Here is a 16,552-nt window from a genome sequence, read left to right as displayed (position 1 = left end):
TCCCATCCCTCAAACCCTTATCCGCCGAGCGTTCGGCTCAATTCAATTGATTCAAAAACGCCAGCGCCGACCAAAACCCTGCGCCGTGATCTTTATGCCCCTGCCACACTTCCGGAATGAAGCTCACCTGAGGGTGCGCCTTGACCCGCGCCCACGCCGAAGGCCAGTCAATATCACCCGTCCCCATCAGCACGCCTTCGCCATTGGTACCCTTGGCATCAGCCACGTGCAGATGCGCCGAATACGGCAGCAGCAAGGTCAGCGCCTCTTGGAAATCAAGGCCGAAATGGAAGCAGGTCATTTGCAGGTGGGACAGGTCCAGACACAGGCGCATTCCATTGTCACGGGCCTGGGCCGCCAACTCGTCAGGCATCATGAAGATGTTCTGGTGACGCTGGCCGCCGAAGTGCCAAGGGAACGGTGCCATGTTCTGCGGAATGAGTTCTGTCGAGCCAAAGTCAATGCGCGCGCACGACTCATGGAAGCGTTCGTACAGTTGCTCACGCTCAGCCAGCGGACGCGGAGCGTCAGCGGAAAACCCGCCAATGTTGGCAACGATCAGGCGGGCATCGGCATGGGTGAAGAACTCGCCAATCTGCTGGGTCGCATCCACCACGCGCTGAAGGTTGTCGATGGAACGCTGGCGATAGGCTGGATCATCGGCCACCAGATCCAGCAACTCGCTGTTCTCGAACAACTCGGGGGCATGTACCACCAGACGCGAACAGTCGACCGGCGCAAGGAACGACTGCGGCGCCAGGCTGAGATCGCGGTACGACAGGTGGAACTCGAACAAGTCCGGCTGAATTCGACGACGGTAGTCAAGGAAGTCGTGATAACGCACCGGCACCCCCCAGCGAATCGGCATCTGGAACTCCAGCCGCTGCTCAGCTTGCTGTTCTTCCAGGTCGCTTTCGAACAGGAAGTCACCCAAGGCGATATCGCGCTGGGCAGCCTTGCCAAGCAGCTCCGGCAGTCGATAGGGCGGTAATCCCTGGCCCGGGCTCGCGACGCGCAACATGTGCGACTCAAGCACGCAACCGCGTGCGATATCCTGGGCGGCAATCACGCTCTTGCCGAGGTTTTCACGGTTGAGCAGTTCCCCCTGGCTGGCATGCCGGCCAGGACCTTGCCATGGCAGCGCCAGTTCCAACTGGCGAATGCCGTCGACCAGTTGGCGGAACTCGGTCGGCTCCAGACTGGCCAGGTGATCAGGCCCCTCCATGTCGCGGTCCAGAGTAATGTGCCGTTCCACCAGCCTGGCGCCCAGCGCAACGGCGCCAAGGGTGATGGCGGTGCCGCGTTCGTGCCCCGAGTAACCGATCAGGTCGTGCAGCTCCTGCAGGCGTCGCAGATACCCCAGCTGGATGTCGGACTCCGGCGCCGGATAGGCGCTGTTGCAATGCAGCAACGCAAAGGGGGTGCCCAACGCCTTGAGCTGCTCGATCGCACGGATGATTTCATGCTCGAACGACATCCCCGTGGACAGGATCAACGGTTTGCCCAGGCTGGCCGCCTTGGCGATCAGGTAGGGGTTGCACAGGTCCGCCGAGGCAATCTTCAGCGCCGCCACATCGAACTCGGCCAAGGCATCGACACTCGGTTCATCCCAAGGTGTGCACAGGTAGGTGATACCCTTCTGTGCGCAATACGCACGCACCTGACGGTGTTCATCGAGGCTTAGCTCGACCTTGTCCAGCAGGTCCTGGATGTATTCCACGCCAAGATCTTCGGCCCGCGAGCCATCGGCCTTGCGTCGGTACAGCGCCTCGCGGTTGCGCAACTGGAATTTGACGCAGTCCGCACCAGCCGCAATGGCCGCGTCCACCAACTGTCGTGCCAGCTCCAGGGAGCCGTTGTGGTTGTTGCCCACCTCGGCAATGACATAGACGCGCTCGCCGCCCAGCGGGATGCCGTCAAGAAGAATGGAAGTCATTGGATTTTCGCTCGCCATGAGGTTACGCCGCTGGATTCAAAGCGGAAATTCTGGGTTTGACAGCCCAATCCGTTCAACACGCGAATCACGCGCTGACGCGACTGGGGCTGCACATAGAACAGGAAGAAACCACCACCACCGGCTCCCAGCAGCTTGCCGCCAACTGCGCCGGCCGCGATTGCGGACTCATAGATCTCATCGAGACGCCCATGACTGATCCCTGAAGAAAAGCGCTTTTTCAGGCGCCATGCTTCGTCCAGGCAGAGGCCCACGCCATGCAGTTCGCCTCGAATGAGATGACGGTGCATACGACGACACAGTGTCACACTGGCGTGCAGCAGATCGGTCTGGTTGTCCTGTGCTTCGATCTCTTCGCGCTGCTGTTCATGCAGCCGCCCGGAGTCGTGGGAAATACCGGTGTTGCACAGCAGCAGGCAGGATTCGAACTCGTTGCGGATCGCATCTTCCAGTCGGATCGGATGCACCAGGTTGCGCTGGTTCTCGAACTCGATCAGGTTGAAGCCACCGAAGGCCGAGGCGTATTGGTCCTGCCAGCCGCCGGCAATGCCGAAGCACAACCGCTCGGCCTGGAACGCCAGCTCGGCGATTTCGTAGGTGCTCCAGCGATCCTGGCGCAGCTCGTTGAACACCGCGATGGTCGCCGTGGTCGCTGCCGAAGAACCGCCAAGCCCCGACCCCACCGGAAAGTCCGAGCGCAGGAACAGGTCGAAGCCGTAGCTGGGCTTGATCACCGAGATGATGGTCGCCAGCAGGCTCTTGCCGTCGGCCGCCAACAGATCGGCCAGGGAGTCGAAATGTTCTTCCTGGCCCAGGTCCTCGGCATGGATGCTGATCTGCCGGTCATTGCGCGGTACCAGGGTGGCATGGGCGTACAGGCCCACGGTGCAGCTCAGCACGGCAGCCGGGTGGTCGATGAAGAAATAGGTCAGGTCGGTGCCACCGCCGCAGAAGCTCATGCGCACTGGCGCCCGGGCCCGGGCCAGCACTGGCACTTCGGGGCTGGCGGCCAACTGGCGGGTATAGACCTCTACCAGGCGATGCTCGGCATCCACACCCGGCAGGGCGATGTACCCCAGGTCAAACAGCTTGAGCAGCTCCTCGCGCGAGGTACCGACCGGCACGGCGCGGAACTGGCGGTTCATGCAGGCGGTCACCGGCAGGTCGGTCTGCCCCCCCTGCAGCAGGTGGCGGCGAACGTCGCCGTTGGTTACCACGCCCACAAGGCATCCGGCTTCATCAACGACGAAGACGATCTGCAGGGTGCCGGCCTCGATGCGCTCGACCGCATCGAGGATGCTGTGCCGATCGCTGATGCTCAAGGTCTGGACAAGTGAGGTCATTGCGCGGCGCCCCTGTGGAAATCTGCGGAGTAGCGGGCAAACGACTCAGGCGTGCCGATATCGATGAAGCGACCCTGATACTGGCATACGGCAATCGACTCACGCCCCAGCAGCGTTGGCAGCAGCTCGCGCTCCAGGGAACAGGCGCGCACGGTCTGGTCGACGAACGCCGTGGCGGTGAACGCGTAGACACCTGCATTGATCACGCCCGGGCCGTTTGCACCCTTCTCCTCGATAGCGTACAGGTGACCTGCGGCATCAGTCGCCAGGCTGCCATAGCGGCTGCGCTCTTCGACCTTGACGCCGACGATGGCATGCCCTTCTGCCTCCACCGCCAAGCGGTAGGCGGGTGCATCCAGGTAAGTGTCGGCATTGAGCACAAGAAAACGTCCATCAGCTGGCTGCTCGCCCAAGGCATTCAACAACGCGCCGCCGGTGCCAAGCGGCTCGGCTTCGACCACCAGTCGCAGCTCCAGACCGCTGGCCTGGGCCAAGGCATCAAGCTGATCGGCCATCTGGTCCGCACGGTAATGAGCGCACAGCACCACCTGGGAGATGCCTGCCTGTGCCAGCTGGCCCAGCACGCCCTGCAGAAACGGCGCGCCATGCACCGGCACCAGGGCTTTCTGGCCACCCTGGGTCACACTCTGCAGACGCGTGCCAAAGCCGCCACAAAGGACGTAGGCGCGCATCAACGCAGCCTCCGCACGTAGGTTTCGATACTGCGGGCCGCATGCTCCAGATGATTCTCCGAGAGCCCCGGCCACAGGCCGATCCAGAAGGTGTCGTTCATTACTTTCTCGGTCACGCTCAGGTCGCTGGCCACACGGTACTGCTGATCCTTCATGTAGGGCTGGCGAGTCAGGTTGCCGGCGAACAGCAGGCGCGTGCCGACATTCTGCGCATCGAGATGACGCAGCAGGTCCAGGCGCTCGGTGCCACTCTCGTCACGCAGGGTCAACGGGAAACCGAACCAGGACGGATCGCTGTTCGGTGTCGCATGAGGCAGGATCAGTTGCTCGGTGCAGCCGGCGAGGCGATCGCTGAGCCAGGCAAAATTGCGTTTGCGCGCAGCGATGAAGTCATCCACTCGGTCCATCTGCGCCAAGGCGCAGGCGGCCTGCATATCGGTGATCTTCAGGTTGTAGCCCAGGTGTGAGTAGGTGTACTTGTGGTCGTAACCCTGCGGCAGATCGCCAAGCTGCCAGCAGAAGCGCTTGCTGCAGGTATTGTCCTCGCCTGGGCCGCAGTAGCAGTCCCGGCCCCAGTCGCGGAAGGACTCGACGATGCGCTTGAGCAACGGCGAGTCGGTGAACACCGCGCCGCCCTCGCCCATGGTGATATGGTGCGCCGGGTAGAAGCTCAGCGTCCCCAGGTCACCGAAACTGCCCACCTGACGGCCATCGTAGGTCGCACCCAGGGCGTCGCAGCAGTCCTCGATCAACCACAGGCCATAGCGGTCGCACAACTCGCGCACCACCTTGAGATTGAACGGGTTGCCGAGCGTGTGGGCGAGCATGATCGCCTTGGTACGCGGGCCGATGGCCGCTTCGATCAACGCCGGGTTGATGTTGTAGGTGCCCATCTCGATATCGACGAACACCGGCACCGCGCCGAACTGCAGGATCGGATTGACCGTGGTCGGGAAACCGGCGGCGACGCCAATGACTTCATCACCCTTGCGGATCGCACGATCACCCAGGCGCGGCGAGGTCAGCGCGGAAAACGCCAGCAGGTTGGCCGACGACCCGGAGTTGGCGGTCAGTACGCCACGGCGCCCCAGGTAACGGGCCAGGCGCTTTTCGAAAGCCTGGTTGAAACGGCCAGTGGTCAGCCAGCCATCAAGCACCGCCTCGGTCATGGCCTGCAACTCCGGCGCACCGATGACCTTGCCCGACGGCGGTACGGCATGCTGTCCAGGCACGAACTGCGGCGTTGCCAATTCCAGTTCGGCGTAACGCCCGACGAGTTCGGCAATTTGCTGGCGCAACTGCTGCGCCGTTTGATCAGTCATTGGTTTTCGCCTTCATATGCCGCGATCTGCACACGGCTGTATTGCTGCATGTCCTGGCCGTCGCGCCAGGCACGATGCCAATCAAGGGTTCGTTGCAGGGCCTGCGGCAAGCCCCAGCGCGGGCGCCAGCCCAACAGCTGACGGGCCCGGGATGAATCAAGTGTGAGCAGCCCGGCCTCGTGGGGCTGGCCGAGCGACTCGACCGTCCAGCGCGCTTCGCCTGGCCACAGCCCGGCCATGGCCTGGACCACCTCGCCGACGGTGGCCGTGCCCTGGCTGTCGGGGCCGAAATTCCAGGCCTGGGCCACCGCCTGGCCGCGCTCGACCAGCGCCTGGGCCAAGAGCAGATAGCCGTGCAGGGGGTCGAGCACGTGCTGCCACGGCCGCACCGCGCCCGGATAGCGCAGGGTCAGCGTCTCGTCCGCGTCCCAGGCACGCAGGATGTCCGGCAACAGGCGGTCTGCCGACCAGTCGCCACCACCGATTACATTGCCGGCACGGGCGGTCGCCAACGCGACACCACGCTCGCGCAGAAAGGAATCGCGCCACGACGCGCACAACAGCTCGACGCAGGCCTTGCTGCTGCTATAGGGGTCATGGCCGCCCAGGGCATCCTGCTCGCGATAAGGCCAGAACCATTCGCGGTTTTCGTAGCACTTGTCGCTGGTCACCACCAGTACCGCACGCACCGTATCGCACTGGCGCACAGCCTCGAGCAGGTTGAGGGTGCCGGTGACATTGGTTGCGTAGGTGTCCGCCGGGGTCCGGTACGACTCTCGCACCAAAGGTTGCGCGGCCAGGTGCAGGACCACTTCGGGGCGAAACGCCTGCAGGCTGCGCACCAGGTGCCCGGCATCGCGGATATCGGCAAACTCGCCCGCCATGCACTCGTTCAGGCGCGCGTTTTGGTGGAGCGCAGGCTGGGTGTCCGGTGCGAGCGAATAGCCATACACCTCGGCACCCAATTGGCTGAGCCACAGCCCCAGCCAGCCGCCCTTGAAGCCGCTGTGGCCGGTCAGGAATACCCGACGCCCGACCCAGAAATCGCGGCTTACGGCCATACCCGCCATTGCGCCTCTCCCGACTTCCAGCGCTCTTCGAGGTAATTGCGGTCACGCAGGGTGTCCATGGCCTGCCAGAAACCGCGATGGGTATGGCTCATCAGTTGGCCGTCCTGGGCGAGCGCACGCATAGGCTCGTATTCCCAGGTGGTGTCGTCACCGTCGATATAGTCGAAGATGCCCGGCTCCAGCACGAAGAAACCGCCGTTGATCCAGCCGCCGTCACCCAGGGGCTTCTCCTGGAAGCCCTGCACCTGCTCGCCCCGCACATCGAGCGCGCCATAGCGCCCGGGCGGCTGCACTGCGGTAACGGTCGACAGCTTGCCGTGGTTCTTGTGGAAATCGATCAGCGCGGGAATATCGACATTGGCAACCCCATCGCCGTAGGTCAGGCAGAAGGTCTCGTCACCAACATAGTCGCGCACACGTTTGATCCGCCCGCCGGTAGCGGTATTCTCGCCGGTGTCCACCAGCGTCACCCGCCACGGCTCGGCGTTGCGGTTGTGAATGTGCATGCGGTTTTCCGACATGTCGAAGGTCACGTCGGACATGTGCAGGAAATAGTTGGCGAAGTACTCCTTGATCACATAGCCCTTGTAGCCCAGGCAGATCACGAAATCGTTGATCCCATGGTGGGAGTAAATCTTCATGATGTGCCAGATGATCGGCTTGCCGCCGATCTCGATCATCGGCTTGGGACGAAGATGCGACTCTTCGCTGATGCGTGTACCCAGGCCGCCGGCCAGGATGACTGTTTTCATTGTCGACTTACCTTGGAAGGCCGCTACCCTGGACGGGCTGACAAAATACTGACCAATTCAGCTACTTGAGCAGACTTAGCAAAAAGACTGCCAACTCGCGCCCGGGTAAAGCACCGCCTAGCGATTCGCCCGCACGAGATTGGCCGACAAGCCCGGATGCACAGCCCGGCAGGATGCCGGGCTGTGCTTAGCTCAATCAGTTCAATGGGGGGATCAGTAAATCCAGGCTTGTGTAATCACACAGAGAGTCGCCAGCACGTAACGGCGTCACCGCAGCATCAAGCGGCAAAGAACGAGGGGAAAGGCGCAGAGTTAACGACTAGGGTCACCAGCGTTTGCTCTACAGGAAGGGGCATGATGTAAAGCCAGCTGGAGCGCTTCCGATCATCATGAATCTGTCAATAAATCGCCGCACCAAGCCGCCTTTCAAAGCGCGAAACCATGCGCCCTACGCAGCCCCATCGCCAATCACCGATAGATTTTCGCGCCCTCGTGAGGAAGCGATTTATAGATCGAGAGCTCCCAGACATACAGTTTGAATCTCGGATCCATCGGAGGTTGTTTCACATTAGCGCTCACAGCTTGGGAGGTGGACACTCTGCCTGCTGGTAAGTCAGTGTGTAGGTGTAATGCCTGTCAAACCTATAGGGCGCATTGCCAGGGGCGGACCATTCCGCGTATTTCCCCGACATACTCACAGCCCCCGACAGCGCTCCCATACCAATGGTCGCTACGTTGCCGTAGTCGGCGAGAGGAACACTGCCATACCAGTGAATTTCATCGCCGTTTGCAAACCATGCACCATTCCAGTTGGCTTCGGTAGTGGAGTACCAGGTCTTGTTGGCCTTGAAACAAACCATCTGCACCGTGGCAGCGGCACCATTAGAGACGTGAAAGGTAGACAACCTCCAGTAGCCTGACGGCACTTCGCCTGCCTGCACAGTCAAGGCCGCACCAAAGGCGATGCCCAAGATCGATACCCGACTCAACATCCTTTTCATAATTTTTTCCTTGAGTTTGTCACCAGCAGGCCCCGTGCCCATCACGGGGGATTGATCACGCTTAAACGCCCCGCTAGTGACGACCATCAAAGAATATGCATAATCGCATAGAAAATCAATGCAAAATTGCATTTCCAGGAAAAACGCTTCGCCATCAACCAGGCCCGCTGGCGCGAGTTTGATGTCCGGGAACTTTTGAAGCTGCTCACCCGAGTAGGCTGTCACCTCTCCTCAAGGCACAGGGCCTGGATCTATTCCTGTACTGCGCCCTACCCACCTAGTGCCCTGTCTCGGAAAAAAGCTGTTCACTTTTCGCTGCGCCTTGGGCGACCGACCAGCGTTGCCACTCGCCAAAAGAGAACGTACTTCCGAGACAGGACACTAGAAGGTTCAAGCTGCCCTTCAGCCCAACGCGTTCAACCAACGGGGTCCACTTGCATCTGCCGGCTGCGCGAGACCCATTGCCCCATCCACCGCAACGGCCCGGGCGAACGCCGCGGGCGCATGTGCGACCAGCGCCTGGAGCGCAGCATCGGACAGCACCGGCACGCCCTGGTTGACCAGTTGCGCCTGAGGCACCATCAGCACCAGCAGGCCCGCCTGGGAAACCTGCAGGCACAGCTCGATATCCGGCGCCTGGCCCCGACCAAGCCCACCTAGCGCATCAAGCACTTCCTTGCGCACCATCAGGCCATCGCTCGAAACCGCCTGGCAGGCACGCACGACATCCAGCCCCAAGGCCTCACCACGTTCTTCCAAGCCAAGCCCCAGCCAGCTGGCATGAACCTGCCCGCCTTCAAGCAGTTCATAGCCGGCATGACTCACACGCCCGGCCTCGTCATGCATCTGGCAACCGACCAGGCCCACCTCGGGGCGCTGGGCCTGGTTGAGCAGGCTCTCGATCCATCCGGGACTGGACACCTGGCTGCGGTCACTCATCAGCACCAGATACTCACCGCGCGCCTCGCCAATGGCCTGGTTGAGCCGCTCCGCCGAGCTCGCGGCCGGACACGACAGCATCCTCACTCGCCCGCCCAGGCTCGTCTCCTGCCGTTGCTCGCCACGGGTGACCACCAACACTTCGTAGCGTGGATAACGCGTACGCTGCTGGATGCTGGCCAGGCTGGTGCCCAGTTGCTGCATGTCATCCCCGGCATCCAGCAGAATGCTGACCAGCGGCGTGGTCGGATGACGGAAGTCGATGAACAGGCGCCCTTCGTGCCCCTGCTCGACCTGCCCGCGATAACCCAACTGCCCCAGATGTCGACCCAAGGTAACCTGAGCATCCGCGAGCATCGACTCGCACTGGCTGCTACCGATCACCAGGTATTCGTCTATATGCGCCAGGCCGGCCAACCCATTGGCCTCCACCACCCTGAGCAGCAGGTCCAGATCAAGCGCCTGACGGCAGGTGTCGCTGTAGCCGCCTACCTCCAGCACCACCTCTCGACGCAACAACCAGTGCGGGGCCATCAGGTCGGGACGGCTGCGCAGCAGGTCGAAATCCGCCCCTGGCCGCAGGACGCTGACCAGGCGACCCTCACTGTCACGCTGCACCTCGTTGCCACACACAGCCTTGAGACCTTCGGCCTGAGCCAGCTCCAACTGCAGACGCAACAGGCCACTGCCCGCCAGCTCGTCACCGGCCCGCATCAGGATCAGCCACTCACTGGGCAACTGCCTGATCACTTGGTTGAGATGCGAAACGACATTGTCCGCGGTAACCTTCACGAAATGCAGGGTGTCCCGTGCGGTCGTGATCGCCGGCAGGCTTCCAGCCTTGAGCACCACGAGACGGAAGTCGCGCAGGCCGCTGGCCACCACGGTATCGAAGGTCCGCTGCAGGGCAGCGTCATCATCCTCAAGGTCCAGCACCAGCAAGGCGATCTGTGGACGCTGGCCAGCGTCCAGATGCTTCTGCACCCGCTGCCTGGCGGCTTCATCCAGGGTCGCAGCCGCCAGCACTTGCAGCACCTGGCCCGAGGCTGTCCGCGCCAGGCAGCCCGTCAGTTCCGGAGCCCCGACCTGCACCAGGCGATCGAGCCAATGCACCAGTTCCTCGCGCGCCTCTTGCTCATCATCTTCCAGCACCTCCAGCAGCAACTGGCAGACCTGCGGCGAGAACAGATTGACCGCCAAAGCCTCCCAGTACCGCCCGCGCAATGTCATCAGGTTGTCGTTGGCATGGCGCTGCAGCAAGTCGCGCTGGCGCACCCATGCCCCTTCCACCGCGCGCACATGCTCACGTCCCACCGGCCAGGCGTGCACCAAGAACTCCAACTCCGACAACTGGCGGAATACCCTGGCATTGTAATAAGGCAGCTCGACATGCTGGCGAGCCTCGAAGCTGCGCTCAGGCGCATGGACGACGCTGGTCCAGGGCGATGCGAACAGCAGCGCAGCGGCACCGACAGTCGCCGTGGCCAATACGAATTGGCGGAGGATGGCGAAGCCTTCATCTCCTTCGAACTCACCTGCCTGTTGCTCATCCCACTGGCGCAAGGCTCGAATGACCGGCGCCAGCGTATCCGGATCGACTACCTGTTCCCGGCATTCGCTCACTACGAGAGTCTGCTCGAACACCGGGATTTCACCTTGGCGCAACAGGGCGAATGACAATCCTACCAGCCAGTCCTCGCCATCTACCCGCGCCGAAGCATCGGCAAGGGCCGTACGCAGCGCATTCACCCGCAGCACGGCACGCCAGGGCTGCAGGCCACTGATGGCGTGTGCGAGCACACGGTCACGCATGCCAGGACCGTGCTGAGGCTGCGCTGTTTCACCCAGGCGGTAATAACTGACCGTACTGTTGCCGGGACGCATGCCAAGCGCGTACCCCTGCACACCCTGCGCCTGCGGATTGGCAGCCAGCCAGACCTGGGCCTCCTGCATCGCCTCGGGCAGCAGGAAGTCGCTGTCCCTGGTCAGTACTACGTAGGGGGCATCGACCTCATCGAGCACCCGCTTCAGCGCCTCGCGCACCTGCTCGCCACTTGCCCCCTCAATTACGGTGGCGGCATGACCGCTACCGTCAAGGTAGGCAAACGCACGCTCGCGATAACCCAGATCCTCGCTGCCGAGCAATACGACGTGGGTATCGAGTGGCGACGAAGTGTTCACGGAAGTTTGTCCAGTCATGGGGTACCCGATACTCAAATTCCAGGATGACCATACGCCTGCTGGAGGCACATGGCGTTATCAGTCGGCCAACCAGGCGTTGGCCCAATGCTGCAGGTGACGTTCGTTCAGAACATAGTCGCGCAACACCACTTCACGCAGAGCCTCACCCTGGCGGTAACTGGCGTCGGGATCGGCCAGGTGCATGCGGATCGCGTCAAGCCACTCGGCGGTGCTGTTGCTGACGACCCGGGTGCAAGGAAGATAGCCATCATAGGCCTTGGTGTCGGAGCAGATCACCGGGAAACCACAAGCGCCATACTCCAGCAGACGCAGGTTGCTCTTGCAGTCGTTGAACAGGTTCTGCTCCAGCGGCGCCAATGCCAGGTCGAGGTTGAGGCTCGCCAGCTTGCGCGGGTACTCCGACATCGGTATGCCGCTGTGGAACTCCTTGACATAAGGCCGCAGCGGATCCGGGCACATGCCGAAGAATACCCAGTCGACCTGGCCCGCCAGGGTCTTGATCACCTCCTGCAGCAGCTCCAGATCTCCCCGATGACTGGTACCGCCCGCCCAGCCTACCCGTGGACGCGCAGTGGTCTGGCGCTCACTGGCAAGGCCGACCCACAGCTTCGCGGCCAGCATGTTGGGCACCACCCGGATATCCTGATGCATGCTCGACAGGGCATCCGCCAGCGGCTGGGTGGAAACCACCACGCGATCGCACATCGAGACACCCAGGCTGACCGCCTCGCGAATATCGGCAGGCATGTTGCGCGAATGATCGTTTCGTTCCGGCACGCCGATGATGTAGTCATCGATCTCGTAGATATGGCGGGCGCTGGACGCACGCACCACTCGCCCGATCTCCTCGACCGAACTCATCCGGCTGCGGTACTGGAACACGATGACGTCGGGCTTTTCACGCTCCAATTCGATCAAGCCGGGTACCCGGTAGTTCTGCCGCCCCTGGATCCAGCCGGCACTCTCCAGCTCGCGGAAGGGTTGTGAGACCCGGTAATGGCCAACGGCGGACGAGTTGACCGGCAGCGCCAACACCGACGGCAAGACCCGCTCCAGGAACGGATCCCAGCCTTGGCGCAGACCGGGCTCCAGACTGAAGCTGGTCATTGTCAGACTGAGGTTGCGGTTGTAGGCAGGATCGCGGGCAAGCCTGGCAAGCCAGCGATCGTGGAAGACCTCGCTGTCGGCATTACCCTGCGGGCCACCCTGAACCTCACCTTGCTGACTGGTCAGGCGCGCCACCATCGACATGGGCGTCATGACGACCAGATAGCCCTGCTCTGCGACCCTCAGGCAGAAATCGGCATCCTGCAGCCCACCCTGCAACCCTTCGACATCAAAGCCGCCCAAGGCGTGAAAGACCTCCCGACGCACCAGCAGGCAGTCCAGGGACAGAGCGCTCCAGTTCTGCGTGCAACCAAGCCTGTGCATGTAGCCATTGGCATCCACCGGCAAACCAACAAAGGGACTACCTGCCTCACCGTGCAGCCCCAGCACCAGGCCCGCGCCGAAGACAGTGCCTGATGGCGTGCACAGCTTGGGCCCGACCACACCGACTTCCGGGCGCTGGGCTTGGGCCATGAGTTCAACCAACCAGCGCGGTTCAAAGGCCATGCAGGCGGTGTCGAGCATCAACAGGTATTCGCCGCGCGCGGTGAGACTCGCCTCGTTAAGCCGCGCCACCCGGTTGCCAGCGGACACCTCGACCACCCGCAACTGGTCGCTGCCCAGGCTCTGCATGGCCTGCAGCCATTGGCGCAGGTCAGCCGGGGTATCCGTGACGGCAATCAGCAGCACCTCGAAATTGGCATAGGTGCAATGCTCGAACAAGGACTCGACACAACGCCTCGCCGCTACAAGATCGTCCCCCACACTCACCAGGATCGAAACCCCTGCCTGGGTTTCATGCCGGTAGGCCACGCGGCACAATGCCTGGTCGGATGCCCCGACCACGTCGGCGTCTACCCCGAGTCGTCGTAAATGTGCCTGCACCACACGCGGTGCCTGCGCCACGCAACGCGGATCACTCAACCATTGGGCGAAGTCCCACTGGCAATGCACCAGCAGCTCGTCGACGTGCTCGATGACTTGCAGTCCACGCGTCTCTGCCAAGCGCCAGAACAGATCGTGAGGGGCCAGGATGTCGAAATCCAGATCGAAGCCACCCACCTGGAGAAGTGCCTTGCATTCGAATGCCAGCAAGCGCCCTACATACGGCAGGCTACGCATCAGATCCAGATTGAAATCCGGCTTGAAGATCGGTGTCGACGCACGCAGGTTGTCATGACTGCCTTCGTCGACATACATGCAGACACGATCTCGCAAGGCCATGCGTTCGCCCATGATGGCCAAGGCGTGGGGCACCAGGCGATCACCTGCCTGCAACAGGAACACCCAGTCAGCATCTCCCTGCGCCAGGCGCGCCTGCAACTGCGCAAGACCATTGCCTTGTGCCGGCAAGCGCTCGATACCGGGGGTCTCGGGCAAGTGCATCTCGACTGGCGCGCACACCCAACAGGCGGCTGGCGCGTAGGATTGCTCGGCGAGACTGGCCAAGGTCGTGCGCAAGGCCTGCTCGTCACCTTCCCCGGCCCAGATCACCGGTACGATGCGAGGCCGGGACGGCCAACGTTCGAAACGCTTCGGCAGCAGCTTGAGCTGGGCCTCCGACAAGCGGCGACAATCCAGCCATTGGCTGTAGATTTCCTCGAAGGACAGGCAATCGCTTCCCAGCTGTTGATGCACCCGGGCTTCCTGCAGTGCACGCAGTCCATTGAGGTCGTACTCCTCCCAATGGGCGTCCTGCGCGCCGTCGTAGCACGCCAGTGGTATATAGCGCACCCAGCCTTTGGCCGGCGCCGCCTCACTGCTACGCGCTTCCAGCATCGCCTTGATCCACAGGGTTTCGGTGGGATAGACCAAGGTCATACCGGCTTGATGACTCAGCCTTCCCGGGTGCAGCCGCTCCAGACTGAGGAAGCGCTCCAGATGCCCCAGATTACCGCGCCGCATCATGCAGAGATAAAGCGCCATGTCCAGACGCGCAACAAATCCGCCTTCGACCAACGCGGGCAGAAACTCCTGCACCAGCTCACGGCGCATCAGCGCATGGCTCAATCCGCCAAACAGGTTGGAACCCATCGACTCCAGCGCTTCAAGCAGGTCAGCCCCCTTGACTACGGCATCCTGCGGACACATCAGCATATTCAGCATGCGCGACGGCAGCAGTGAGTCGTCCGCCGCACACAGCATCCGCTGACAGACACTCATGCTGACATCGGCATGCTGGTTCAGCACCGCCGCCTGCTCACTGACACAAGTGCTGAACAGCAGATCGTCGTCACACAGGAACTTGATCAACTGGCCGCGCGCCTGCTCGACGCACATCAATAAATTGCGACCGAATCCAAGGGTCTGCGGATTGCGCAGGTAGCGCACCGGTTTGTCGGTTTGCTTGATCACATCGTCGACGATGCGGCAGATCTCGTCGCCACGACTGTCGTCACACACCAGGACCTCGAGATTCGGATAGTCCTGGCTGAGTGCACTCATCAGAGCAGCATGCAGAAAATCTGGATTGAATGCCGGAATGGCGATGCTGACGAGAGCCAAGTGATTCACGATGAGGAACCTGCTGGAAGAGGCCTGCGCACTACCCCGGAAGGGACAGTGCGCAGCCGATGACACGAGGAAGGATCAGATGTAGTTGACCAGCGACAGACCCGCGATCTTGGCAAAGGACTGCATCGAAGCCTGCAGCATGTTCTTCTGCATTTCCAGGCGCAACATGACTTCAGCCGGATCACTGTCGCGGATAGAGCTCTGGGTCTTGGTGTTTTCACCGGCAAGGGCTTCGTTGGTTTCCGCCTGCACGTCCAGCGCCTGGCCACGACCACCGATGGCCGAGATCGACGACGACACCTGGTTCAGGCCGCTGGCGATATTGCCCAGCGCCGCATCCTGCGCGGCGAGGAAGTTCTGCCGTGCCACCGGGTCGTTGTCCTGCGGAGTGTTCAACGCGGTACGGAATTGGCTGATGGTATTGAGAATGTTCTGGTTCTGGTGGGTGTCAGCCTTGATCGCAAACGAGTCGCCGGCATTCGGCGCGCCTGCCAGATCGAACGTCACACCCGCAGCGGTGGCTGTGGTGCCACTGAGTGTGCCGCTGGAGATCGGGCGACTGTCGGCGGTCATCGGCGAAGCGTACAGTTCAAAGTCGGTGGCACTGGTAAACTTGAGCACCGCACCACCACCCGGAAACGCGGCCTTGTAGGCAGCCGGATCGCTGATGGTCGCATCGGTGACTTGCGCCGAAGAGGTATTGCCTGGGCTGCGGGTCCCGGCGATCGAGTCGGCCTTGGAACTCAGGTTGAAGCTGTGACCAGCGATGGCGGCATCCGGATTGGCCTCGTCACCGGCCTTGAAACTGATCTTCAGGCGCAGGTCGACACCGCGGAAGCTGATTGTAGTGTTGTCGCCCTTGGGGTCGAACTTGCCACCTTGACTGGCTTCCAAGGTCACATCGTTGCCGCTGGCATCGAGGATCTTGTACTCGGTGCTGCTGGTAAACTGAATGCTATAAGGCTCGCCACTGCGGAAACGATCATTGTAGGTGGTGTTGCCGGATACCTGGCCATTGGACAGGCTGACCCGGCCGTCATCGGTGGCCGGCGCGGTCAGGCGGGTCTCGCTGCGGCTGGTGTTGAGCGCCTGCTCAAAGGCGCTGTAGCCGGTCTCGTTGGCGGCCAGGCTGAGCATGTCGCCGACCTGCAGCATCAGGTTGCTCTGGTCGCCCTGGTAGCTGTAGGTGCCGTCGGAGTTGCGCACGTAAGGCTGGGTATCGCCCTTGGAGCCGGAGAACAGGTACTTGCCGTTTTCATCCTTGCTGTTCATCAGCGAGAACAGCTGGTCTTCCAGGGAAGCCAGTTCAGAGGCGTTGGCCTTGCGGTCGGCGTCGGTGAATCCGCCGTTGCCGGAGCTGACAGCCAGTTCGTTGACACGCTGCAGGATCGAACCAATGGCATTGAGCGTGCTTTCACTGCTGCCCAGCGCGTTGCGCACGTTGGTGATGTTGCCCTTGTACTGATCGAGCATGTTCTGCTGCTGCTCGAGCTGCAGCAGGCGCGCAGCGCCGACCGGATCGTCGGCGGCGGTGCGCACGCGAATGAAGTCGCTGGCTTCCTGCGTCGTCTTGTTGACGTTGCCGAAGGTGCGCTCGTAGTTGGCGCTGCTGCTGTTGTAGAACTGCGGGGTGGAGATGCGCACGGTCTACGGCTC

10 protein-coding genes are annotated in these 16,552 nt (G+C 62.1%); all 10 read right to left on the bottom strand.

All coding sequences use genetic code 11. The features are described from left to right. Window positions 1-37: 37 nt before the first annotated feature. The 10 genes from K2O50_RS07625 to K2O50_RS07580 all read right to left on the bottom strand — a co-directional run bounded on the left by K2O50_RS07625 (window position 38) and on the right by K2O50_RS07580 (window position 16,540). Window positions 38-1,936 carry an N-acetylneuraminate synthase family protein gene (locus K2O50_RS07625; RefSeq protein WP_050706691.1) on the bottom strand — a complete coding sequence of 633 codons (1,899 nt, stop codon included), beginning with the start codon at window positions 1,934-1,936 and terminating at the stop codon, window positions 38-40. Further along, window positions 1,933-3,297: a CBS domain-containing protein gene (locus tag K2O50_RS07620; protein WP_050706692.1), complete on the bottom strand. Its 1,365-nt coding sequence runs from the start codon at window positions 3,295-3,297 to the stop codon at window positions 1,933-1,935. Before K2O50_RS07620 ends, K2O50_RS07625 begins: the two co-directional genes overlap by 4 nt. Next, the gene (locus K2O50_RS07615; RefSeq protein ID WP_050706693.1) at window positions 3,294-3,989 is read right to left on the bottom strand and encodes a sugar phosphate nucleotidyltransferase; all 696 of its coding nucleotides are present in this window, start codon (window positions 3,987-3,989) and stop codon (window positions 3,294-3,296) included. Before K2O50_RS07615 ends, K2O50_RS07620 begins: the two co-directional genes overlap by 4 nt. After that, entirely contained in the window at window positions 3,989-5,311 is a 1,323-nt protein-coding gene (gene rfbH, locus K2O50_RS07610; protein WP_050706694.1) for a lipopolysaccharide biosynthesis protein RfbH, read from the bottom strand. The genes K2O50_RS07615 and rfbH overlap by 1 nt, the downstream gene beginning before the upstream one ends. Continuing rightward, window positions 5,308-6,381 carry a CDP-glucose 4,6-dehydratase gene (rfbG, locus tag K2O50_RS07605; protein WP_050706695.1) on the bottom strand — a complete coding sequence of 358 codons (1,074 nt, stop codon included), beginning with the start codon at window positions 6,379-6,381 and terminating at the stop codon, window positions 5,308-5,310. Before rfbG ends, rfbH begins: the two co-directional genes overlap by 4 nt. Beyond that, the gene (rfbF, locus tag K2O50_RS07600; RefSeq protein ID WP_050706696.1) at window positions 6,363-7,133 is read right to left on the bottom strand and encodes a glucose-1-phosphate cytidylyltransferase; all 771 of its coding nucleotides are present in this window, start codon (window positions 7,131-7,133) and stop codon (window positions 6,363-6,365) included. The genes rfbG and rfbF overlap by 19 nt, the downstream gene beginning before the upstream one ends. A 575-nt stretch (window positions 7,134-7,708) precedes the next feature. Continuing rightward, window positions 7,709-8,359 carry a hypothetical protein gene (locus K2O50_RS07595; protein WP_050706697.1) on the bottom strand — a complete coding sequence of 217 codons (651 nt, stop codon included), beginning with the start codon at window positions 8,357-8,359 and terminating at the stop codon, window positions 7,709-7,711. A gap of 177 nt (window positions 8,360-8,536) precedes the next feature. After that, the gene (locus tag K2O50_RS07590; protein WP_050706698.1) at window positions 8,537-11,254 is read right to left on the bottom strand and encodes a glycosyltransferase; all 2,718 of its coding nucleotides are present in this window, start codon (window positions 11,252-11,254) and stop codon (window positions 8,537-8,539) included. Window positions 11,255-11,332: 78 nt separating this feature from the next. After that, a complete protein-coding gene (locus tag K2O50_RS07585) occupies window positions 11,333-14,896 on the bottom strand; it encodes a glycosyltransferase (RefSeq protein WP_050706699.1) in 3,564 nt (1,187 codons plus the stop codon). Between the two features lie 75 nt (window positions 14,897-14,971). Continuing rightward, window positions 14,972-16,540 carry a flagellar hook-associated protein 3 gene (locus tag K2O50_RS07580; RefSeq protein WP_050706700.1) on the bottom strand — a complete coding sequence of 523 codons (1,569 nt, stop codon included), beginning with the start codon at window positions 16,538-16,540 and terminating at the stop codon, window positions 14,972-14,974. Window positions 16,541-16,552: the final 12 nt, after the last annotated feature.

Source organism: Pseudomonas sp. 2hn (assembly GCF_019646095.1).
GTDB classification, from domain to species: domain Bacteria; phylum Pseudomonadota; class Gammaproteobacteria; order Pseudomonadales; family Pseudomonadaceae; genus Aquipseudomonas; species Aquipseudomonas peradeniyensis.
This window is presented reverse-complemented; position numbering and strand designations above follow the sequence as displayed.